Annotated in this window: 28 protein-coding genes and 1 tRNA gene; 4 read left to right on the top strand and 25 right to left on the bottom strand. The window is 68.1% G+C overall.

Annotation, left to right across the window (positions count from 1 at the left end; all coding sequences use genetic code 11):
* Positions 1-100: 100 nt before the first annotated feature.
* A tRNA-Ile gene (locus EPD65_RS11630) sits at positions 101-174 on the top strand.
* Here EPD65_RS11630 and EPD65_RS11635 read toward each other — a convergent pair.
* Positions 175-588 (bottom strand): hypothetical protein, encoded by a 414-nt coding sequence (locus EPD65_RS11635; RefSeq protein ID WP_131583138.1) that lies wholly within the window; start codon positions 586-588, stop codon positions 175-177.
* An 88-nt stretch (positions 589-676) separates the two neighbouring features.
* Positions 677-925 (bottom strand): DUF3263 domain-containing protein, encoded by a 249-nt coding sequence (locus tag EPD65_RS11640; RefSeq protein WP_131583136.1) that lies wholly within the window; start codon positions 923-925, stop codon positions 677-679.
* 100 nt (positions 926-1,025) lie between these two features.
* Between EPD65_RS11640 and EPD65_RS11645 the strand changes: the two genes are divergently transcribed.
* Both EPD65_RS11645 and EPD65_RS11650 read left to right on the top strand, forming a co-directional pair.
* Positions 1,026-1,238, top strand: coding sequence for a type II toxin-antitoxin system HicA family toxin (locus EPD65_RS11645; protein ID WP_131583134.1), 213 nt, complete (start codon positions 1,026-1,028; stop codon positions 1,236-1,238).
* The gene (locus EPD65_RS11650; RefSeq protein ID WP_131584309.1) at positions 1,235-1,828 is read left to right on the top strand and encodes a hypothetical protein; all 594 of its coding nucleotides are present in this window, start codon (positions 1,235-1,237) and stop codon (positions 1,826-1,828) included. The genes EPD65_RS11645 and EPD65_RS11650 overlap by 4 nt, the downstream gene beginning before the upstream one ends.
* Here the strand turns inward: EPD65_RS11650 and EPD65_RS11655 are convergent.
* Positions 1,825-2,175, bottom strand: coding sequence for a hypothetical protein (locus EPD65_RS11655; protein ID WP_131584311.1), 351 nt, complete (start codon positions 2,173-2,175; stop codon positions 1,825-1,827). The two genes, EPD65_RS11650 and EPD65_RS11655, sit on opposite strands and share 4 nt — an antisense overlap.
* Before the next feature lie 47 nt (positions 2,176-2,222).
* Between EPD65_RS11655 and EPD65_RS11660 the strand changes: the two genes are divergently transcribed.
* Positions 2,223-2,549 (top strand): hypothetical protein, encoded by a 327-nt coding sequence (locus EPD65_RS11660; protein ID WP_131584313.1) that lies wholly within the window; start codon positions 2,223-2,225, stop codon positions 2,547-2,549.
* A gap of 58 nt (positions 2,550-2,607) precedes the next feature.
* Here the strand turns inward: EPD65_RS11660 and EPD65_RS11665 are convergent, their stop codons facing one another.
* From EPD65_RS11665 to EPD65_RS11760, 22 genes are all read right to left on the bottom strand, one after another.
* Positions 2,608-2,796, bottom strand: coding sequence for a hypothetical protein (locus EPD65_RS11665; protein WP_131584315.1), 189 nt, complete (start codon positions 2,794-2,796; stop codon positions 2,608-2,610).
* 2 nt (positions 2,797-2,798) lie between these two features.
* Positions 2,799-2,969, bottom strand: a complete 171-nt coding sequence (locus tag EPD65_RS16305) for a hypothetical protein (protein ID WP_165872983.1) — start codon at positions 2,967-2,969, stop codon at positions 2,799-2,801.
* Positions 2,966-3,502, bottom strand: coding sequence for a M15 family metallopeptidase (locus tag EPD65_RS11670; protein WP_131584317.1), 537 nt, complete (start codon positions 3,500-3,502; stop codon positions 2,966-2,968). The genes EPD65_RS16305 and EPD65_RS11670 overlap by 4 nt, the downstream gene beginning before the upstream one ends.
* Positions 3,499-4,122 (bottom strand): PI-PLC domain-containing protein, encoded by a 624-nt coding sequence (locus EPD65_RS11675; protein WP_131584319.1) that lies wholly within the window; start codon positions 4,120-4,122, stop codon positions 3,499-3,501. Before EPD65_RS11675 ends, EPD65_RS11670 begins: the two co-directional genes overlap by 4 nt.
* A 66-nt stretch (positions 4,123-4,188) precedes the next feature.
* Complete coding sequence (locus tag EPD65_RS11680) at positions 4,189-4,470, bottom strand: hypothetical protein (protein WP_131584321.1); 282 nt, start codon at positions 4,468-4,470, stop codon at positions 4,189-4,191.
* Positions 4,470-4,970 carry a hypothetical protein gene (locus EPD65_RS11685; protein WP_131584323.1) on the bottom strand — a complete coding sequence of 167 codons (501 nt, stop codon included), beginning with the start codon at positions 4,968-4,970 and terminating at the stop codon, positions 4,470-4,472. The genes EPD65_RS11680 and EPD65_RS11685 overlap by 1 nt, the downstream gene beginning before the upstream one ends.
* A gap of 12 nt (positions 4,971-4,982) precedes the next feature.
* A complete protein-coding gene (locus tag EPD65_RS11690) occupies positions 4,983-7,304 on the bottom strand; it encodes a LamG domain-containing protein (protein WP_131584325.1) in 2,322 nt (773 codons plus the stop codon).
* Complete coding sequence (locus tag EPD65_RS11695; RefSeq protein ID WP_131584327.1) at positions 7,301-9,685, bottom strand: phage tail tape measure protein; 2,385 nt, start codon at positions 9,683-9,685, stop codon at positions 7,301-7,303. The genes EPD65_RS11690 and EPD65_RS11695 overlap by 4 nt, the downstream gene beginning before the upstream one ends.
* Complete coding sequence (locus tag EPD65_RS16670) at positions 9,682-9,813, bottom strand: hypothetical protein (protein ID WP_279387567.1); 132 nt, start codon at positions 9,811-9,813, stop codon at positions 9,682-9,684. The genes EPD65_RS11695 and EPD65_RS16670 overlap by 4 nt, the downstream gene beginning before the upstream one ends.
* Before the next feature lie 41 nt (positions 9,814-9,854).
* Complete coding sequence (locus tag EPD65_RS11700; protein WP_131584329.1) at positions 9,855-10,289, bottom strand: hypothetical protein; 435 nt, start codon at positions 10,287-10,289, stop codon at positions 9,855-9,857.
* 6 nt (positions 10,290-10,295) lie between these two features.
* Positions 10,296-10,790: a hypothetical protein gene (locus EPD65_RS11705; RefSeq protein ID WP_131584331.1), complete on the bottom strand. Its 495-nt coding sequence runs from the start codon at positions 10,788-10,790 to the stop codon at positions 10,296-10,298.
* On the bottom strand, positions 10,787-11,791 hold the full coding sequence (locus EPD65_RS11710) for a phage tail tube protein (protein ID WP_131584333.1): 1,005 nt from the start codon (positions 11,789-11,791) through the stop codon (positions 10,787-10,789). The genes EPD65_RS11705 and EPD65_RS11710 overlap by 4 nt, the downstream gene beginning before the upstream one ends.
* A gap of 2 nt (positions 11,792-11,793) precedes the next feature.
* Entirely contained in the window at positions 11,794-12,168 is a 375-nt protein-coding gene (locus EPD65_RS11715; protein WP_131584335.1) for an SAP domain-containing protein, read from the bottom strand.
* A gap of 11 nt (positions 12,169-12,179) precedes the next feature.
* Positions 12,180-12,662: a hypothetical protein gene (locus EPD65_RS11720; RefSeq protein WP_131584337.1), complete on the bottom strand. Its 483-nt coding sequence runs from the start codon at positions 12,660-12,662 to the stop codon at positions 12,180-12,182.
* Positions 12,662-13,231 (bottom strand): hypothetical protein, encoded by a 570-nt coding sequence (locus EPD65_RS11725; protein WP_131584339.1) that lies wholly within the window; start codon positions 13,229-13,231, stop codon positions 12,662-12,664. Before EPD65_RS11725 ends, EPD65_RS11720 begins: the two co-directional genes overlap by 1 nt.
* Positions 13,232-13,237: 6 nt before the next feature.
* Positions 13,238-13,531 (bottom strand): hypothetical protein, encoded by a 294-nt coding sequence (locus EPD65_RS11730; RefSeq protein ID WP_131584341.1) that lies wholly within the window; start codon positions 13,529-13,531, stop codon positions 13,238-13,240.
* A gap of 88 nt (positions 13,532-13,619) precedes the next feature.
* The gene (locus EPD65_RS11735) at positions 13,620-15,008 is read right to left on the bottom strand and encodes a hypothetical protein (protein WP_131584343.1); all 1,389 of its coding nucleotides are present in this window, start codon (positions 15,006-15,008) and stop codon (positions 13,620-13,622) included.
* 118 nt (positions 15,009-15,126) lie between these two features.
* A complete protein-coding gene (locus tag EPD65_RS11740; RefSeq protein ID WP_131584345.1) occupies positions 15,127-15,819 on the bottom strand; it encodes an HK97 family phage prohead protease in 693 nt (230 codons plus the stop codon).
* Positions 15,816-16,904: a phage portal protein gene (locus tag EPD65_RS11745; protein WP_165872984.1), complete on the bottom strand. Its 1,089-nt coding sequence runs from the start codon at positions 16,902-16,904 to the stop codon at positions 15,816-15,818. The genes EPD65_RS11740 and EPD65_RS11745 overlap by 4 nt, the downstream gene beginning before the upstream one ends.
* Positions 16,905-16,990: 86 nt before the next feature.
* Entirely contained in the window at positions 16,991-17,173 is a 183-nt protein-coding gene (locus EPD65_RS11750) for a hypothetical protein (RefSeq protein ID WP_131584349.1), read from the bottom strand.
* A 15-nt stretch (positions 17,174-17,188) separates the two neighbouring features.
* Positions 17,189-18,697 (bottom strand): terminase large subunit domain-containing protein, encoded by a 1,509-nt coding sequence (locus EPD65_RS11755; protein ID WP_165872985.1) that lies wholly within the window; start codon positions 18,695-18,697, stop codon positions 17,189-17,191.
* The gene (locus EPD65_RS11760) at positions 18,651-18,926 is read right to left on the bottom strand and encodes a hypothetical protein (RefSeq protein ID WP_131584353.1); all 276 of its coding nucleotides are present in this window, start codon (positions 18,924-18,926) and stop codon (positions 18,651-18,653) included. The genes EPD65_RS11755 and EPD65_RS11760 overlap by 47 nt, the downstream gene beginning before the upstream one ends.
* Between the last annotated feature and the right edge of the window lie 48 nt (positions 18,927-18,974).

Raw genomic sequence — 18,974 nt, forward strand, 5'->3', positions numbered from 1 at the left:
ACTCATAATCCTTGGACTCACCTGCCCTGACCTGCGTGGACGTCCCGTCAGGGAGCAACTGGGGAGCAACACGCCTTCGCGGTAGGCTCCGACACTCCACGGGCCAGTAGCTCAGCCGGTTAGAGCAGACGACTCATAATCGTCCACGCGTGGGTTCAAGTCCCACCTGGCCTACTACTCGGAGAATCGCGCACGAATGCCCTCGCGCCGCTTCTCGGCGGCGTCGAGGTACTCGGTGAATGCCGTCTCGTCCGTGATCGGGACGTAGCAACGGAGGCTCGAGCCGCCCAGGTGCCGGCCGTCCTCCTTTGGGTCGCTTCCCCACAGGCTCACCAGCTCTGCTGCCTCCTTGGCCAGGCTGTAGGTCGGCATCATCCACTCTCCGAGGGGGCCGGCGAACCAGTCGCGCTGCGTGTTGAACACGAGCTTCGAACTCATGTCGTCCCACTCGTCCCACTGGATCTGGTCGAGCGGCGTCGTGGTCGGCAGGCTCTCGTCGTAGTAGAGGCCGTCCCAGGCAAGGCACTCGCCGGTGGCTCCTTCAACGACCCCGAAGCCGTAGCCGTCCCCCTGTGCGAAAACGATCACTGCGAAACGGTGACTGGCTTCGCGGTCGAGCCTCTTGTGGAGTGACGGGACAGCCGGGTGAGTGAAGTGCGCAACCATGGGGACGACACTACCGAGCGGGTGAGACCTCGCCCACTGTGCGCGCTCCACGTCTGGCATCGCGGAGTCGGTTGAGTCGACGGACCGTCTGTGGGTAGGTGGCAAGGGCCTCGGGCTGCCTGATGAGCGCATCGAGCCGCTGGTAGTAGCGCGTGATGCTCTCGCCGAACTGCTCCCGAATTGCCTCAGCCTTCGCGCCGGCGAACCGCCAGTGACGCTCCTCGAAGCGGAGGGTCATGTGGTCGAGGACGGTGAGCATGGGGATAGTGGATCAGGGGCTGCCGACAGAACTTCGGAATCCTTCCGAAAAACGTCTAGGGTGGCTTGACTTGAAAGTAAAGGCACCCTAGACTAATCTCATGATCAAGCCCACGAAGCGAGCCGAACTGGTCAAGGCGCTCCTCGCGAACGGATGCACCCGCCTTCGCGACCGCGGCGACCACGAAGTCTTCGCCTGCCCCTGCGGCAAGCACATGGGCCCGGTCCCGAGGCACCGCGAGATCACCGCCGGAGTGTGCCGCAGCCTCATCAAGCAACTCTCGTGTCTCCCGGAAGGATGGATGCCCCAGTGAACGCCTACACCGCCACCGCCGAGCGCGAAGGCAACTGGTGGGTCCTCGACGTCGATGGCGTCGGGGTCACCCAGTGCGCCCGCCTCACCGAAGCTCGCGCCCAGATCCGCGGTCTCATCGAAGCCGTCGAGGACCGCGACGTCCCCGAGGACACCCACATCGACGTCCGCCTCATCGGCCCTGTCGACGCCGCACTCGACGAGGCACGCCAGGCCGCCTCGGTCGCAGAGACCTTCCGCGACCTAGCCGCCGCGAAGATGCGCCACGTCGCATGGCGACTCGTTAACGAGCTCGGTCTCAAGCAGGCAGAGGCCGCGGTTGTCCTCGACGTCTCCAAGCAGCGCATGACCCAGCTGCTCGCGGACTACACGAAGATCGAGTCGCCTCTCAACTCGATGATCGACACCCCAGTGCACGAAGCAATCCAGGTCATGTACGTCACCGGCGGCGAGAAGCGCGACCTCCTCTTCAAGCAGCAGGTGACCGGCCACCTGTTCCGCACCGTCTACTACGCCGAGTCCGACTCGTTGACCGTCGACGCACTCGACGCGATCGCGTTCTCGCCCGACGAGCACGCCCACACTGTCTAGGGCTCGCCGAAACGGCCCGGTTGGTGCAAGGTCGGCGCCGACGGCGGCCAATGGCTGGATCGCTCGAGGACGGCGTCGCGTTCCGCTCGGCCAGCGTCCGCGTCGGTGCCGCCAACCTTGACCAGCAGAGCCGCCGCAGCGTCGTACCTCGGAGCCATGCGCGGGTCGCGGATCCCGCTCGCTGCCTGATGCCCGGCTACCCGTGAGAGCAGCTGCACGTCAGTCGACTCCGCGCGGATCGCTGCGATCGCCTCGACCTCCGGCACGCAGTTGGTCACGAGATACTGCGACAGGCCGCTGAGTGTGGACTCCGTGAGCCGGGTGCGGCTGGAGCGGGAACGAGGCATGCCCCGATTCTGCGCCGTGCGCCCGACGGATCCGGCACGATGAGGGCATGCGCACTCTCCTTGCCGGCTGTGGCCTGGCGCTGATTCTGTCCGGCTGCGGCGGCCCCTCGATCTCAGACGCGGCCGTCAGAGACTTCCAGTCGAAGGCTCGCGCCGATGTCCCTTACATGGAGCGGTACGGCGACGTCAGCGACTACCGCACCCTGCTCGAGGCGATCTGCGACAGCCTCGATGGCGGCCAGTCCTACAAGCTGGTGAGCCGCACGGTGGCCGCCTACATCAACAAGGAGGCGTACGACGGCGAGGTCGACAGCCTGATCAAGATTGGGCACGAGACTGGGTGCCCCGACGTGAAGATGCCGGACCTAGCCTAGAGGCGTCTACGACGAAAGCGCCCCACCCACCTCACGGTGGACGGGGCGCTTTGCTGTGTCACGGCTGCGGGCGGAAGTGCCACGCGAGCGCGGCGACGATGGTCCAGCCGACTGCCGGGTGGAGTCGGTGCACATGGGTGATGGTCGGTAGCAGGCCGGTGGCGATCGCGACGGCCTCGTACTGGCAGGCGCTGGCGACGAGCACGCGGAGCGCGGGATGCTCTTCGACCTTCCGCAGCGCGCTCACGGTCAGTCCTTGACGTTGAGCAGTGCGAGCAGCAGCGGCGCCATGTACGGCAGTGCCTTCGCGGGCAGGAGCCCGGCGAGCACGAGCAGCGGCAGGAGCGCGATCGCGACGCCGTAGATGTAGCGCCGGTGGGACGCCGACAGGCCGAGCACGAAGCGCACGAGAGCCGTCACGAGAAGATCACCTTCTTCTGGCCCGGGTTCGCCTTGAGGATCCGCTTGCCGCGGGGCGACGTCGTGTACTTCCGCGCGACGCGCTCCCACTCCGTCGTGGTGCCGATGCACTCGGTGTGCATCGAGTCCTTGCGGCCCGTGAATGCGCCGCCCCAGCGCAGCGCGCCTTCGTAGATCTCGAGGCGCTTCGTGATGGCGGCGATCTCCTGCGGCGTGAACGACTTCGCGGGGTCGTCGCCCAGGTTGTGCTGCGTCGCGTTGAGGTCGATCGCGTAGCCGCCGGAGTGGTTCGACAGGTCGGTCTCGGAGCCGCGGACCATGCGGTAGGCGTAGGCCCAGTCGTCGAGCACCTTGCCGACGAGCGGCTCGATGTTGTCGGCGTACCAGAGCGCGTAGTGCGCGAGCAGGAAGCCGGCGGAGCCGCTGTGCATCTTGAGGTGCACGACGCCGTCACGGGTCGGGATGGCCCAGTCATGGAGTAGGGGCGAGTCGGGCGGGAGTGCCGGGTGGCCGTTCTGGCAGAGGGCGGTCATCGCTTCTCCTTCGGGTTGCGGATGAGGCGGTTGGGAACGTGGGAGCCGCGGACGTAGTCGATGTACGGCGAGAACCGGCGTCGGAACCGGGCGCGCAGGCGGACGAGCAGGAGGGTGACGAAGCCGGCGAACGACGCGGCGTGGAGCCGCATGACCGCGGCCGCATAGCCGCCCGTCAGGGTCGTCAGGGTCTTAACCCAGACGAATGCGCGCCACCCACGTCCGAAGACCTTGCGCGCGAGGAGGGCCAGGCGCAGGCAGTCTTCGACGGTGCACTGGAACTTCGCCTCGGCCTCGACCCGCTGGCCGTGCGCCTTCGCGTCCTCGAACGCCTGCTCCATTGTGCGGACCCGATAGCCGTCCGGGGTCTCGAGCTCCTTGACCTCGTCCCACGTCAGGTCGGCCCACGTGCGGTGGTCGTCCTTCGGCAGGAACCCCTCGTGCCGCGGCTGCGGCCAGTGGGAGTTGATGTCGACGTTGTCCTTGGTCTTCTGCCAGTCGTTGTCGACCCACGTCGCGCCGGTCCGCTTCGCGTGCTCGTTGCCGGCGGCAGAGTTGCCCGCGCGGTAGCCAGGGCGGGTCAGGTGGCCGACCTTGCGGCGGCCGAGACGACGGGTCATGAGTTCTCCCGGGAATGACAAAGCGCCCAGCCGTGACGGCATGGGCGCTTGTGAGCGGATGGGTGGCTAGCGGCGGCCGATGGCACGCCAGATCTCGGCGGTCTCGGCCTGAGACCACTCAAGGTGGGCGTCGAACTTTGCAGACAGGCCGCCGACTGCCGCGAGCAGCGCCGCGGTGTTCGCGTCCTGCTTCGCGTCGAGATTGCTGATCCGATCGGGAACGGTCTTGATCTTCGAGGTGCCGCCGTTGACAGACACCTGGTGGTTGACCTTCCCGAGCCGGCGGATGACTTCGGCGAGGGCGAGCAGGATTGCCGGTCCGATGACGTACTGCAGCCAGTCGGTCATCAGGCCGCCTCGTAGGTGCCAGAGATCGTCAGGACGTCCGCGCTGGCCCACGTGAAGGGGACGGCGGACGTCGCGGGCACGTAGGCGTTTCCTGCCGTGGTCGGGAGTGCGCGGAGCGTGAGGAGGTTGGAACCCGTGCGCTCGGCGAACAGCGGGAACGTGGCCACGGCCGAGGTGTCGCGGGCGTTGCCGGTGAACAGCCAGCGGTGCGCCGCCTCGGGAACCGGCAGGGTCAATTGCCAGTTGCCCGTGCCGTAGGTCGTGCTCGTTCCCATGGTGATCTCGATCCAGAAGTGGACCGTCTTCCCGACCTGCATGTAGCCGCCAGCGATGGTGCCGTTGACGATGGCGGGGTTGCTGCTGCTGCCGGTCCATGATGGCGTGAAGGCCGTCCACGCTGCCTGCAGCCCGGCGAACGCATCCCGGATCTCGGTGTTGAGTTCGGCCGCCGTGACAAGCTCGCCAGCAACCCACGTGCGTGGAGTGGTGTTCAGGCTCATGTCCTGTCGCTTTCAGTAGGAGAGGATGGTCGTGACATCGAGGACGCCGAGTGACCCTGCGAGGGAGCCGAATCCGCCGTCTTCGAGGACCCACGCCGAGGCAGCCGCGAAGTTCGACGTGTTGGCCTGCCAGTCCCACGAATCGGCCGAGAGGCTCTCCGTCCACCCCTCGACGATCAGGTCCAGCCAGTTCACGACCCCGCCCACCTGAGACGGGAGGCCGGAGAGTTGCAGCCGGTCACTGATCTCGACGGCCATGGCGCTCGTCTGTTGCGCGGCCGTCAGCGTGAGCAGGTCCAGACCGAGATCCGGGATCCGCTTGAAGGGCTCCCCGTACTTCGCGACACGCCACTGGGCAGCGTCGAGGGCGGCCTGGTCGCTTCCGACAAGCAGCCCGCTCAGGTCCTGCGGGTAGTCGCCGTGCATGCCGCGGCTCGTCGAGCTGGCCGCCGTCTGGGTCGCCCCGTTGCTTCCCGCGGATGCGGTTACAACGTTCTGCACCAACTGCATGTCGGCGACAACCCGAGACGACGGGTCGACCTCGTTGTTGGAGATCCCCAGATCAGGCACAACCTGCAGCGCGCGATGCTGGCGATTCTGCGCGACGAACTTGCCGTCGCCTCGGATGAACCAGACCCCACCCTCGGCCTGCGCTACGGCATTGATCGCAGCGACCGGCGAGGATCCGCTGATCTCAACGAACGGGGTGCTCAGGCTGACGGCGGCCTCGAGGACCTGGTCGCCTGACGCGACGCCGGAGTACGACGCGAGGCGGGCAATCCGGGCGGTGCTCGTCTCGCCCGCGAATCCCGTCAGCCCGGCCGTGTAGTAGGTGGCCGGCCGCGGGCTAATCACGCTCGCAGGGAACAGCGCCACATGGGCGATCGCTCCCGTGAACGTCGCGGCAGCAGAACCTGCGGCGCCGCCGACGCGCACCGAGGTGACGCTCGTCAGGCCGGATAGGGCTGGGGCGCCAGAGCTCACGCCATCCACGTACAGCACGCCGCTGGAGCCGCCGCCGACAAGGTTCGCCACGACGCAGTGCGTGGCGCCATCGTTGACGACCGCTGAGCTCGTGACCGTGCCCCCGGAAGTCACCATCCGGACGTGCCCGGCGCCGTCGAGCTGCACGACGATCGCATCGTCGTTGATCGACACCAGATCGCCAGAGGTTGCCGTCGTCGAGAAATAGAACGCGACGGCCATCGGGCCCGCTCCCAGGGGAACAGACATGTTGGTTGCCGCGAGGTATTTCTGCCCGGAGGTGAACTGGGCGGCCGTGAGACCGTCAGTGCCAGGCCCGGTTGCGTTCCCGAACACGACCGCCGAGCCCGACCCTGCGAGCGCGAGCGGCGGTCGGCCATTGCCGCTCGATTCCCCCGCAGTCGTGGCGCCCGCCGGGTCACCCAGCGTGAAGTACAGCCGCGGGGCATCGAGCAGGAACTCCTCCTCGATGACTGAACGCAGCGTCTTCCGGGCCATACGTGCCATTCGGTCGACAGCGCCGATCGGGGCCAGGGCGAAGAGGTCCGAGCCGTTGGGCCACTCGACGGGCCAGTTCTGCACGAAGCCGGTGAAGCGCGTCGTCGTCACCGCCGGCGACGAGTCTTCCCACGCCGTCATCAGCGACCCCGCCTCGACGACGACCGCGTCCACGTACATGAGCGCGCCCGCCGTGATCAGCGAATCCCACGCCTGCAGCGACACGGTCCCGACCCCGTTCCACACAAAGGTGAAGGCCAGGTTGGCCCAGCCATCACGGACGGTCGAGGTGAAGTTCGCGGCCGTCACGCCCGTGCCGCCGAGCCGGATGCCCGCGGTGCCCACGTTGGTGATCACCGAGGAGATCCAGACGCGAAGGTTCACCGAGTAGGTCCCAGCGCCCGCGGTCAACAGCGACGTGATGGTGTGCGACCCGTAGGTGTTGGCTGTGCCTGCGCCTCGGCTGCACTTGAGCGAGTACGTGCCGACGTACGCCTGCGCGGTATCACGTGCCGGGTTGTCGGACCCGGACTGTGCCACCCATGACTCCGAGGTCTCGAACGACCCGTCGGGGTAGAGGTTGCGGCCGACGGTGGCCTTGAACTGGATCTGGCGATCGGTGTTCAGCGCGCCCCCGTAGCCGCCGACCGTTGAGCCGAGGGTGAACCGGCCGTCGATGTTCTCGAGCGTCAGATTCAACGTGGACGGCTGCACCTCGGAGAACTCGTCACCACGGCCTCGCTGCACCTTCACGCCATCGGCAAGGCGCACGTACTGCGTGATGTCGTAGGGGAACGTGCCACCGTTCGATGCGTCGTCCAGGCGGACGGTGATCGCGGGCAGGCCGGTCATGACAGCCCCAGCGCGAGGCCGCCCTTGTCGCGCTTGAGCTTGAGCAGCGACTGGTGGACCTTCTGCCCGTCGAGGTACAGGTTCACCTGGACCACCTCCGGTTCCGTGTTGCTGAGACCGCGCCGGCCCGCGGAGAGCGGGACGACGGCTTCGGGCCCGGCCTCGCCGATGACGGCGAGGGTCGGGCGGGTGACGATGCCGCCGCTGGCGAGGTAGTGGATGTCGGGCGTCGACAGCGTGAAGCCGCCGATTTTCTTGTTTGTGCCAGGGATCCCGACGGACGGCAGCGAGAACGACAGGTGGTTCCACCAACCGATGATGTCGTTGAGCGCCGTCTTGAATCCGCCCGAGATCGACGACCACATGCCCGACGCCGCAGACGCGATGCGGCGCGGGAGGCCGCTCACGAACCGGACCAGCGCATCGAACTTGTCCGAGATCCAGTTCTTCGCGGCGCTCGCGCCGGCCTTGATCTTGTCCCAGTTCTTCGCCACGGCCAGCACCGCGAGCCCGATCGGGCCGGTGATGATCGCGAGCAGCAGCGGCCAGTTCCGCTTGACCCATCCGAAGGCCGAGGACGCGGCGTCAAGGACAGCGTGGAAGGCCTTCGTCACGATCCGACGGAACGTGTCCGAGTGCTTCCACGCGATCACGATGGCCGCGATCAGCGCCACGATCGCGATGATCACCAGGGCGATCGGGTTGGCCGACATTGCCGCGTTCAGTGCCCACTGGGCAGCGGTCATGACACCGGTAGCGACCGCGCCGGCCATCTGCGCGGCCTTGATCGAGCCGAGCAGGATCAGGTCGGTCGTCTTCGCCGCGATGCCCTGCAGCCACGCACCCAGCTCGATCGCCTTGACGCCGATCCACGTGCCGATCGTCGTCCGCGAAGCAGCCTGTGCGGCCGTCGCCAGCCACGTCGCAGCGGCGTCGGCCTTCATCGCCAGCGCCGCGATGCCGGAGGCCGTCGCCATGCCGAGCTGCGCGACCTTCACCGCCACCAAGACGCCGACCAGCGTGCCGAGAACTGCCTGCAGCGCGGTCGGGTGAGCCGACAGGAAGTCAGCAACCTCACCGAGCGCCGGCGCGAGGTAGTCCGACAGCAGGTTCGCCGACGACACCACGATGGGCGCAAGGGCATTGCCGAGCTGCAGCTTGAAGGTGTCGATCGCGCCGGACGCCCGCTCGAGAGCGCCCTTGAGCCCGGACATCCGGGCGTTGGCCATCTCCTGCGCTGAGGACTGGTCCTGGGCGGCCTTGATGTACTCCCGGAGCCCTGCCGCGCCCGACTTCGCCATCATGCCCGCGGCGCGCGACGCGTCGGAACCAAAGATGGTGTTGAGGGCAGCGATGCGCTGCTCGTCAGAGAGGTTCTTCGTCGCGTCCTGCAGGATCTGCGCGATCTTCGTGGCGGACTTCATCTCGCCGTTGGCCTTGAAGAAGGCGTTGTGGCTCGCGCCCGCCTCGGTGGTGAGCTTGGAGTACGCCGCAGCGACCTGCTCGGTCGAGGCGCCCGCGCCCGCAGCGCGCTTCGCCGCCTCGTTGAAGCCCTCGTTGATGGCCTTCTGGTTGTCCGCGACCTTGATGCCCTTCGACGCGAGGAACTCCTGCGCCTTCGCGAGGTCATTCGTGAAGAGGCCGAGCGACTCCATCGCGGTCGCCGCGGTCTGCGAAGACGGCGTGAGCCGCGCGAGCATCTGCTTGAGCGATGTACCCGCGTCCGAACCCTTGAGGCCCTGGTTTACGAACAGCGCGAGCGAGCCGGCCACCTCGGAGATGGACTGGCCCGCCGCCGCAGCGCCGGGGCCGACCTGAGCGAGTCCCAGCGAGAGGTCTTCGACGCTTGCCGACGACGCGTTTGCTGCGCCAGCGAGGGCGTTGGCGACCTTGGCCGACTGCTGACCGTCGATGCCGAACATGTTCATCGCGTTCGACATCGCGTGGCCGGCGTCAGCGAGCTCCATGCCCGACGCGGCTGCGAGGGTCAGGGCCGACTCGAGAGCGCCGGACCGGATCGTTGCCGGGTCGAGGCCGGACTTCGCGAGCTCGAGCATCGCGTCCGCGGCGTCGTTGGCTGAGTAGATCGTGTCCTGGCCGAGCTTGACGGCCAGATCGTTGAGCTGGTCCATCTCGGCCTGCGGTGCGTGCGTGGCGGCCGCGATCTGGGACATCGTCGACCCAAACGTGGCTGAGGCGTCGACCGCCGACTTCGCGAACGCCGCAACGCCCACAGCCCCGAGCGCCATGCCGAGCCCAGAGGCACCCTTCTTGACCGAACCGAGGGTGGTCTCGGCCTGCTTGCCGACGCCCTTGAGCGCCTTCGACGCCGACTTGTCCTCGCCGAACAGGAGGTACCGCAGGGTGATGTCGCCACTCATCGGGCCTTCGCCGCCTTCCTGCGTTCCTCGATGACGGCATCAGCGGACGCGGCGAAGCCGATCCACATGCCGTAGGTCAGGTCCCAGATGGACCAGGGGGTGATGCCGGGCCAGACTTCGCAGATCACGACGACGCGGTCGTGGACGGCCTGGCGGAGGTCGTCGGCGGTCAGCCCTTCGGCTGCTCGCCCTCGGGCTTGGACTCGGCCTGAGCGGAAGCCGCCCGGGCCGGCTTCGTAGGGCCCGGCTTCGAGCCGCCCTTCGTCTTGTGGTCGCTGACGTCGGGGACCTCGTGGAAGTCGCTCAGGGTGAAGTCGATCGCGGCTGCGAACGGCACCTGCGACAGGTCGCCGCGCTCGCGGCGGTCGCGGACCATCGCCATCCACACGGTGACCGCGAGCATCCACCCGGCCTCCGGGTGGTACTTCGCCTCGCCGGGCTTGAGCGCCTGGAACTCGTCGGCGATCCGGGTGATCTCGCCCATGTGGATCTTGTGCCCGAGCTCCTCGGTCTCCTTCTCGACGAGCAGCAGGTCACGCAGGGTGACGTCGCTGGCCGTGGCGAAGGTGTAGACCTTGTCCTTGATGCGGAAACGCTTCGCCACGATGGGCTACCTCTTTCGGAGAGAGTCGGCGGCCTCGACCATCGCCGCGCGTACGACGCGGGTAAGGGCGGGCTGTTGCCGGGAGACGGTGGAGTAGAAGAAGCCGGGTCGGCCGATCTGCGGGACCCACTTCTCGGCGTTGCCGCGCACGGGGTGCCGCCAGCCGCGACGGGCCTGCCAGGCGGCGACGAGGTTCCCCTCGCCGGGCTGCATCGCCTTCGGGGTCGCGCGGATCGCGACACCCGGACGGCGAGCCTCGGTGGAGATCGACAGCTGCACGCCGGCTGCGATCCGGCGGCGAAGGCCGCGGTTCGTCTTGTACGACCCGCGCTGCGCCTCCGCCTGGACCTCGCTGACGATCCGCTTGCCTTCGGTGCGGATGTTGCGCCGCAGGGTGGTGCGGAGCTGCTGCTCGACGAGCGAGGACCGGGCGAAGAGGGTCCGGAAGTCGCGCGAGTCGACGAACAGGCCCACCTGCGACGCCCGGTCCAGGCGGCTCACAACGCGTTGTCCGCGGTGCGCTGCACAACCCAGATGGGCTGAGCGGCGGTGAGGTTGTCGAGACCGGCGAACGACACCGACTGCACGATGAGGTCCGTGCCGTTCGCCTTCGGCAGTTCGCCGTCGAGCTTGATCTCCGGGATCACGACCTGCAGCGTCTCCACGCCGGTCGACAGCGATCCGGCCGTCAGCGTGACGAGCAGGTTCATCGGCGTCTCATTGAGCACCGCGTCACGGAACGTGGTGCTGGCGTACTCGACGTCGAGCTTGCCGGTGATCTCGGACAGGCCCTTGGTGGGCTTGTCCTTGCGGCCCGTACCGGTCGCGTTGAAGCGGTCCGAGCGGATGTTGTGGTTCACCGCGACCGAACCGCCGCGCACGTTCGCGAGCGGCGTGATCGCAGACGCGAGGACCGTGGTCGTGGGCGCCGTGAGAGTGCCCGTAAACAGCGTCGCGTTCGCGAACTGGAACAGGTTCACCGGCGCCGACGGGTACGACGGCGCGGCGTACGCCTGCGCGGTCGTCAGGTCACCGGCGTCAACCGACAGCTTGAGCGTGGCGATGTCGGCGTTCGGGAAATTGAACTCGAAGCCCGACACCATGCCGCCGAGGAACGAGTACGCGTCGACGGTGCCGCCGACCTCGACCAGGCCCTTCTGCACGGTCAGGGACGAAGGGGTGTCGCCGAGCGTGAAGTTCTGCTGGTAGGTCGTGCCGGAGACCAGCGTCGAGACGCCGGTGCCGAGCGCGGCCTGCCACAGCAGTCCCATGCCCTTGGAGCAGCACTCGAGCGTGATGTCGCCTCCACCATCGGCGGTGGGAACCACGCGGCGACCGGAACGTGCGACGCGGGACCCGACGCGGATGCCCTGGCCCTGCTTCACGTTCTTGTTCCAGTCGAGCGACTCGTCGAGGAACTCGTACCAGCGGGTCGGTGCGACGTACGTCTTGTAGGTGGACTCGACGGCGATGCCGATGCTGCAGTCCTGAGTGCCCGCCATGGTCAGTTGCCCTTCTCGATCGCGGCCACGATGTCGGCCTTCTTGGTCGCGTCACCGAGGTCGATGCCGCGCTCCGTCGCCAGGTCGCGGAGTTCCGCGACTGTGAGAGCGGAGAGGTTGTCGGGGTCGACGAGTTCGTAGTTGCCGACCTGCGCGAGAAGCCCCTCGCCGGGGTCCGTCTCGGACGGCACGCGGCCGGCGATCTCCTCCGGGCAGTCGAACACCTCGCCCGGCGCGAGGCAGCCGACGCCGTGCTCGCAGCGGCAGATGCCGTCCGGGTCGGCGAGGCAGGCGTCGGAGACCGGGCCCTGACGACGCAGGATCGGCACATCGACGTGACCGATCGGGTTGATGTTGCGGAGCTGGACGGATGCCATGGGGTGTCCTCCTACTGGCGGATGCGGGCAGTGACGGTGACGATGGATTCAGCGACGCGCCCGGCGATGGCGCCGTTCTCGTCGAAGGTGACGTCGGGCTTCGGGCCGGTGATGTTCGAGACCCACGAGTCCATGCAGCCGCCGCCGAGGGTCTCTTGGCCGCTGGCGCGGAAGTACGCCTCGAGCAGCTCGGCCAGGTCGTCGGCCTTCTCGCTGACGAGAGGCTGGCCTTCCTCGGTGCCGGACCCGGTCCAGACGTTGATGACGACGTCGATCTCCGCCTGCTTGTCGCGGGAGCGGGCCGAGCCCATCGTGGGCCTCGTGATCGGCTGCCGGATGTCCATGCCGACCGCGACCATGGCGGCGGGCATGTACGTGTCCGGCGGGCCGTAGGTGACGAGCACGGGGGAGCCGTCCGGGGCGATCTGGCCGGAGTAGATCGCGTCGCATGCCGCCTTGAGCCCGGCGACTGTGGCCTTGATCGACTGGGCCATCACGCGAACCCGGGCAGGTTGGGCGTGCTGCGCAGGAGCTCGGCTGCGCGGCGGGGGATGAGGAACCCGGACGGCGTCGTCTCGGTGTCGGTCGACCCGAGGCCCGGGCGGGCGCCCTGCTGGTCGGCCTGCCACATCTGCCGCAGGATGATCCGGGCAGCGAGACGGTGGTTGGCGAGCACGTTGGCGGCCGCCGCGGCGTAGCCGACGGTGTACGTCACGGTCACGTTCCGCACGCCGGCCGCGAAGAGGAACCGGCCAGCCGCCGAGCCCCTGTGCACCAGGCCGCTCTTCGGGTCGGCGACGAAGTCGGTGCCCTCGGTCAGGGCGCTGCCCGATTCGGTCACCGAGGTGATCGCAGTGAACGCAGTCGGCAGGTCGATGCTCACGACTCCGCCGTCCGTGGTGAACGTCAGCCCGGTGCGGGACATGACTGGGCCGACGACGTCCTCGACGATCGGGGTGACCGCGGGGATGTACGTCTCGGTCAGGTCGGTGTCGTTGGAGGTGTCCGCGACCGCCAACCGCAGTGCCTTTCGCGCGTCATCGAGGGTGAGGATGTCGGCCACGGATCATCACTCCTCGGGGGTCGCGCGCTTCGCGGTCGCCTTGCGGGCTGCGGTCTTCTTCGCCGGCACCGGCTCGGTGGGGGCCGTCGTCGTCTGCTCAGCGGGCTCGGGCGCCTTGCGCTCCTTGACCTCGCTCTTCGCGGCGCGGAGAGCGGCGTCGACCTGCTCGACACGGTCGGTGCGTCCGTACCGCTCGTAGCCGACGCGCTCCTCCTCGAGCGCACGGATGGTGTCGGCGCGGCGCCAGGCAGCCTGCTCGCGGGCGAGCTTCTGTGCTTCGGTCTCGTTCTGCTCGGCCATGGCGGCCTCCTTCGTGTCGACTGGTTGTGATCAGAGACCCCGCTGCTCGACCCACCCCGAAGGGCAGGACGAGCAGCAGAGACCCGGATCAGAAGGTCGGCGTGATGAGGCCCGTGCCGTTGATCTTCTGCGCGTGAGTCACGCGGTTGAACATGTAGGCGAAGTAGGCGTAGACGACGAGGTCGATGCCCAGGTTCTTCGCCTTCGGCTGCTCCGCGCGGATGAGGACCGGGGCGTTCGGGTCCTCCCACAGGTGCGCCTCGGTCTGCGAGACGAAGTAGACCTCGTCCTCGTTGGTACCGGCGCCGAGGTTCGTGGCGATGTTGTTGTCCACGATGACCGGGACGCCGGACGGCAGCACGCCGCGGAAGCCGTTGCCGTACCGCTCGGCGTAGTTCACGCCAGCCTGCTGGGCGGCGGCACCCGGCTGGCCGAACAGCGGCCAGGTCGAGGTGAGCTGGCTCTGCAGCCAGTACCAGCGACGCGAGTGCATGACGGCGATGACGTCGCCCGGGTGGGCGTTGAGCATCGCGGCCTCGACCTGCGCCGGGCCCTGCAGCAGCTTCGGGTACAGCTCGGCCGCCGTGGGGGTGGCGTCGGTGTACGCGATGCTGGTCGCGAGGTTGGTGAGGCCGGTGGTAGCGCGGTTGAGGATCAGCGAGTCGAGGTTGGCCCGCTGGGCGGAGATCAGGTCCTCGATGATCGTGTCCTCGACGCCGACGCCGCGCTCGGAGCCCTGACGGGAGACGGTCTGCGAACCGGCCGACGTCAGCACGTTGGCGGTCAGCAGGGTGTCGTCGGCATCCTGCTCGGACACGGCCGCGTTCTCGGACGCCTGCTCGCCGGCAGTGGTGCCGGTGGTGAGCTTGCCGAGGTTGACCGTCATGCCGGTCGCAGGCAGCTCGTGGCGCCGCATGGCGTCCGCGAGCGGACGGTCCGCGCGGGGCAGGCCCGCGAACTCGGACACGAGGTACTGCGGGACGACGATGCCGGAGAACGCGCCGGTGCCGACGGCACGGACGTCGAACTCCTCCGCGCCGCGCTCGACGCGCTCCTCCTGCATGTGGCGCTGGAGGCGCGCCTGTGCATTGAAGTCGCCCGCGAACGCGGCGGCGACGTCGCTCGCGAAGAGCTTGCCGCGCTTGTCCTGGTCCTGGCGGTAGGTGCGGGCCTCCGTCTTCACGACGGCCGGCGCGCGGTTCTCGGAGGGCGACTCGGCGCCCGGGGTCGTCTCGGCGGCGCGGGCGTCCGCGACCACGTCGGCGGCGCGCTCGGCCTCGTACTCGGCGATCTTGGCGACGAGGCCGTCGATGACGGTGTCGAGCGAGCGGATCTCGGACTGGATCTCGCCCTCGCGCGCCTCGTCGGGCGCCTCGGCGGAGCGGAGGTCGCGGAGCTCCTTGGACTTCTCGTTGCGCTCGGCGAGCCGGGCCGCGCGCTCGGCGTACTTCGCCGCGATGAGCTGGTCAAGAGTCATGACCGTCCCCTTTCGTGGGATGAGTGCTCTGGATGGACTGGCCGCAACAGGCAGCGAGTCGAACCAGGCCCAGGGACGGCCGCGGGCGCGGTTGCTCGAGCGCGATGCTCGGGGTGGATCAGGCGATCCGGTCCTGCAGCTCGTCGTCGTAGACGCGGCTGCGGGTCTTGGGGGCAGCCTCGGCGGACTGCGAGCGAAGGCCGGCGTCGGTGTAGGGATTGGCGCCCCACCCGACGATCGCGACGTCGCCGCGATGCATGTCGACCTTCTCGATCGTGTAGATGTCGTACGACGGGTTCCACGAGCCCTTGGTGATGCGGAAGGCGAACGACATCTCGTCGATCAGGCCCGCCCGCAGCTTCGGCACGATGTACGCCGTGTCGACGTCACTCATGTCGAGCGTCGCCTCGACGCGGAGCCCGTGCTCGTCGACCGACAGGCGCAGCGTCCCGGTGACCGTGCGGGCGATTCGGCGCATCTGGTCGTGGCCGAGCACGAACGGCACGTCGAGGTCGGCCCGGTTCAGGGTCTCCTCGAACGCCGCGTTCGCGACGATCTCGAGGTACGGCCCGTAGAAGTCGTACATCTCGTAGGAGGTGTCCGTGACGGACGCGTAGCCGGTGAACTCGACCATCCCAGTCGGGGTGTTGGTCGTGGCGTCCCGCAGCTCGCGGACGTCCATGTCGCGCACGGTCGCGCGGACGTGCGGACGGGACGACGGGTCCTCGGCGTTGCGCCGCTGCGAGGGACGATCAGCCAGCGCGCGCACGCCCTGGCTGCGAGCCTGAGCGGCCTCCAGCGTGGTGGTCATTCCTGCCCCTCCTTCGGGGTGACGACGTTGACGGTCGAAGGCGAGGGCGCCTTCGAGAAGACGGCGAACTCGGCCAGTTGCTCCGGAGTGAGCGGAGGGAGGTTCTCGTCCTCGCGCACCTCGGACGGGACCTTCCACCGGGCGTCGATCGCGCTCTTGTGGGCGGAGTACCGCGCCGCGATGTCCATCTCGAGGAGCACGCCACGGTTGAACTTGATGTACCGCGGGTTTGGGAGCAGCCCGTGGGAGATCGCCTCTTCGCGCCGGCGCAGCGACCCGCCCATGTTCAGGGTCAGCAGGCGCAGGTTGTCCTGCGTGAGGTTCGCGTAGGTCACCGACGAGCCCTTGGTGGGAACGTCGATCATGTTGCCGGGCACGTTGAGGTATCGGCAGATGTCGCTGAGTGAGGCGTCCATCATCTCGATGAACGCACTGTCGGCGGCCTTGGCCGAGAGCATCTTGTACTCCCAGTCGTTGCCGGAGACCCACACGTCGCCGGACTGGATCGACGCCTTGAAGTTCTCCTTGACGACGAGTGCCTCGCCCTTGTTGAGCTCCTTGTTGATGTTCTTGAGGTGGCCACCCGGGACCGTCGAGTTCGAGAACCAGTCCTGCGCGAACTCCTGCGCAGAGAGGTAGCCCGCGATCGACCAGGCCGCGTGCGCGATCGGCGAGAGCCCGACCGGCAGTCCGGCGCGCGTGAACTGCTTCTCGTGCCAGATGTCGTAGCGGTCGTACTCTGTGCGGCCGATGCGGACCTTGTGGATCTTCGAGCCCTTGCCGATGAACGACACCTCGTCGATGTTCGCCAGCTCGATGACCTTCGGCAGGCCCGCGCCGTCGCGCTCGACGATGACGCCAACGGTGTTGCCGCTGGAGTCCAGATCGACGGTCGTGGAGTATGACCACTCCATCCAGCGGCAGTCATCGCCGCCAGGAGCAACGATCACGGGCGGCTTGTTCTGCTCGATCTGGACGCCGCCGACGCGCCGGAAGACGTCCACCGGCATCAGCGACGTCAGATCGGCCCGGAGATGCTGGCAGGCCCAGACTGCGGAGTTCCGCAGCGCCTGCTCGCGGGTCACCCGAGTGACTCCAGAGCGTCGACCGTTGCGGCCAGGGATGAGCTGGCCGGGGGAGACGGACGCTGTGCGCTGGGAGAACGGCCAGGTCATCGGCTGCCCCAAGCGCCGAGCAGCATGAAGCCGCCGCCCACGATCAAGGCCCAGCCGTTACCGAACTGCACCCAGCAGCCGCCAGAGACCGTCGCGACGCCGATGGCGCCCTGCGCGGACGCGACACCTGCAGCACCGCCGCGCGCCGTTTCGCCGATACGGCCAAGGAACTTCTTCATGACGCCTCCTGCGGGTCAAAGGACGCTGGCCAACACGTCGTAGTCGGGGGAGACGAGCGCGGCCTGCCAGGCGGCGAGGGTGACGGCCTCGAGCATTGCGACGTCGGTCTCGGAGTTCTTCGGGTCCCACACCCACGCGTTGCCTTGCGTCTTGCGGTGGGCGCCGTACACCGAGTTGTCGAGGTCGTCGTGGTTCGCGTGGGCGAACGTGCCGGCGCGGACCCGCTCGTAGATCTGCGAGCAGGCGTTCTGGTTGTCGTCGGTCGACGCCTTGATCAGCGTCTTGTCGAGGACGAATCCGACAGCCTCGAGCGCCGGGATCAGGTCCTTCGCCGACCGCGACACCACGATGGGGACGGCGTACTTCTTGTGGAGCCGCCACGCCTCAGGAACCAGCCAGCCAGTGCCCTCGCGGCGCTCGACGGCAGCACCGAAGACCGCATCGACCTCGGTGACGTTGCCGTCGCTGTCCTCGTGCGTGACCGTGATCTGACCGGCCGCGCCGATCGAACCCCAGTTGCGCTCGAACGACACCGCCAGGGCGATCGCGTCGACCACCGGACCGGGGTCCTCGACCGCACACGCCTCGTACTTGCCCGCGCCGAACGCGTACTGCTTGTTTAGCTCGTCGAAGATGCCGAGACCCTCGCGGCAGTACGAGTCGTAGCCCAGACGCTTCCGCATCCGCAGGATCGCCTCACGCGAGGTGTCCTCCGGGAACGACGGGTTCGCCCGGGCCACCTGCACCCAGTCCGCCTCGGTCATCGGCTCCGACACCGGAGGCGGCTTGTAGCCATCCGCGGCGCCGAACTCGATCCAGCCCGTGTCCTCGTCCTTGCCCGACAACGCATCCGCACGCAGGCCGAGGAACACCTCGGACGGATCCTTCGGCGTCGGCGGCGTGCCCATGAACAGCAGCAGCGCACCATCAGGCTGCCGCGACTGGTTCATCGCCGGGACCATGTCGTCCAGCGCGGACTGGTCGAGGATCTGCGCCTCGTCGTACACGACGACGTCGACCTCGTCGAAGCCTCGACCGAAGCCGGCCGCGCGCGCACCGAACATGATCCGCGAGCCGTTGACGAACTCGATGCACTCCTCGCCGGAGCCGAGCGTCACCTTCTTCACGAAGGGCTTGATGGCCTTCTTGCGGGCCATCGCCTGCATCTTCTTGAAGGTCTCCTCAGCCGTCCGTAGACGGTGGGCAGACCAGATGACCGTGAGGTTCGGCCGCAGTAGACACAACGCGAAGACGATCGCGCCGATCAGGAACGTCTTGCCGACCTGGCGGGGGATCGCCAGGCCCGTGCCGCCGATCGTCGCGGCGTACTTCCCGTCTGCGCGCTTCCCGAGCAGGATCTGCCCGATCGGCTTCTGCCACCACCGGAACCGGATGCCCATGTCGGCGCACTTCGCCTCGACAGCCGGCCAGCCCGTCGACACAACGCCAGACGGGACGACGACGTGCTTCGCGACCTCAGACAGCCGAGGGGTCGAAGGCTGCGTCAGCGGCTGCACCACCATTGCGACGGGCCTCCTCCGCAGCAGCCTCCTTGGCTGCCCTCACCCGCTCCTCCTCAGCCGCGATCAGCGTGTGGAGCTTGTTCAGCTCGTTGTTGAACTGAGGCCGCGTGTTCTCCGCCGCCGTCGTCAACGACTCCGCGATCAACCGACGCTGCGCCTTGAGCATCGACAGCACGTCACCAGACTCGACCGCAGCGAGCAGGGCCACCGGCTCCTCGACCTTCGCCACGACGCCTCCCAACGGCTCAACCCCAGAGGGGGAGGGGGGATCGGTAGA

The organism is Nocardioides jejuensis (assembly GCF_004337475.1).
Lineage (GTDB): Bacteria > Actinomycetota > Actinomycetes > Propionibacteriales > Nocardioidaceae > Nocardioides > Nocardioides jejuensis.

Excerpts from the sequence above, each read along its gene's own strand:
- EPD65_RS11640 (WP_131583136.1), bottom strand. The coding sequence starts at position 925 with ATGCTCACCGTCCTCGACCACATGACCCTCCGCTTCGAGGAGCGTCAC.
- EPD65_RS11645 (WP_131583134.1), top strand. The coding sequence starts at position 1,026 with ATGATCAAGCCCACGAAGCGAGCCGAACTGGTCAAGGCGCTCCTCGCG.
- EPD65_RS11655 (WP_131584311.1), bottom strand. The coding sequence starts at position 2,175 with ATGCCTCGTTCCCGCTCCAGCCGCACCCGGCTCACGGAGTCCACACTC.
- EPD65_RS11660 (WP_131584313.1), top strand. The coding sequence starts at position 2,223 with ATGCGCACTCTCCTTGCCGGCTGTGGCCTGGCGCTGATTCTGTCCGGC.
- EPD65_RS11670 (WP_131584317.1), bottom strand. The coding sequence starts at position 3,502 with ATGACCGCCCTCTGCCAGAACGGCCACCCGGCACTCCCGCCCGACTCG.
- EPD65_RS11675 (WP_131584319.1), bottom strand. The coding sequence starts at position 4,122 with ATGACCCGTCGTCTCGGCCGCCGCAAGGTCGGCCACCTGACCCGCCCT.
- EPD65_RS11680 (WP_131584321.1), bottom strand. The coding sequence starts at position 4,470 with ATGACCGACTGGCTGCAGTACGTCATCGGACCGGCAATCCTGCTCGCC.
- EPD65_RS11685 (WP_131584323.1), bottom strand. The coding sequence starts at position 4,970 with ATGAGCCTGAACACCACTCCACGCACGTGGGTTGCTGGCGAGCTTGTC.
- EPD65_RS11690 (WP_131584325.1), bottom strand. The coding sequence starts at position 7,304 with ATGACCGGCCTGCCCGCGATCACCGTCCGCCTGGACGACGCATCGAAC.
- EPD65_RS11695 (WP_131584327.1), bottom strand. The coding sequence starts at position 9,685 with ATGAGTGGCGACATCACCCTGCGGTACCTCCTGTTCGGCGAGGACAAG.
- EPD65_RS11710 (WP_131584333.1), bottom strand. The coding sequence starts at position 11,791 with ATGGCGGGCACTCAGGACTGCAGCATCGGCATCGCCGTCGAGTCCACC.
- EPD65_RS11715 (WP_131584335.1), bottom strand. The coding sequence starts at position 12,168 with ATGGCATCCGTCCAGCTCCGCAACATCAACCCGATCGGTCACGTCGAT.
- EPD65_RS11720 (WP_131584337.1), bottom strand. The coding sequence starts at position 12,662 with ATGGCCCAGTCGATCAAGGCCACAGTCGCCGGGCTCAAGGCGGCATGC.
- EPD65_RS11730 (WP_131584341.1), bottom strand. The coding sequence starts at position 13,531 with ATGGCCGAGCAGAACGAGACCGAAGCACAGAAGCTCGCCCGCGAGCAG.
- EPD65_RS11735 (WP_131584343.1), bottom strand. The coding sequence starts at position 15,008 with ATGACTCTTGACCAGCTCATCGCGGCGAAGTACGCCGAGCGCGCGGCC.
- EPD65_RS11740 (WP_131584345.1), bottom strand. The coding sequence starts at position 15,819 with ATGACCACCACGCTGGAGGCCGCTCAGGCTCGCAGCCAGGGCGTGCGC.
- EPD65_RS11750 (WP_131584349.1), bottom strand. The coding sequence starts at position 17,173 with ATGAAGAAGTTCCTTGGCCGTATCGGCGAAACGGCGCGCGGCGGTGCT.
- EPD65_RS11755 (WP_165872985.1), bottom strand. The coding sequence starts at position 18,697 with ATGGTGGTGCAGCCGCTGACGCAGCCTTCGACCCCTCGGCTGTCTGAG.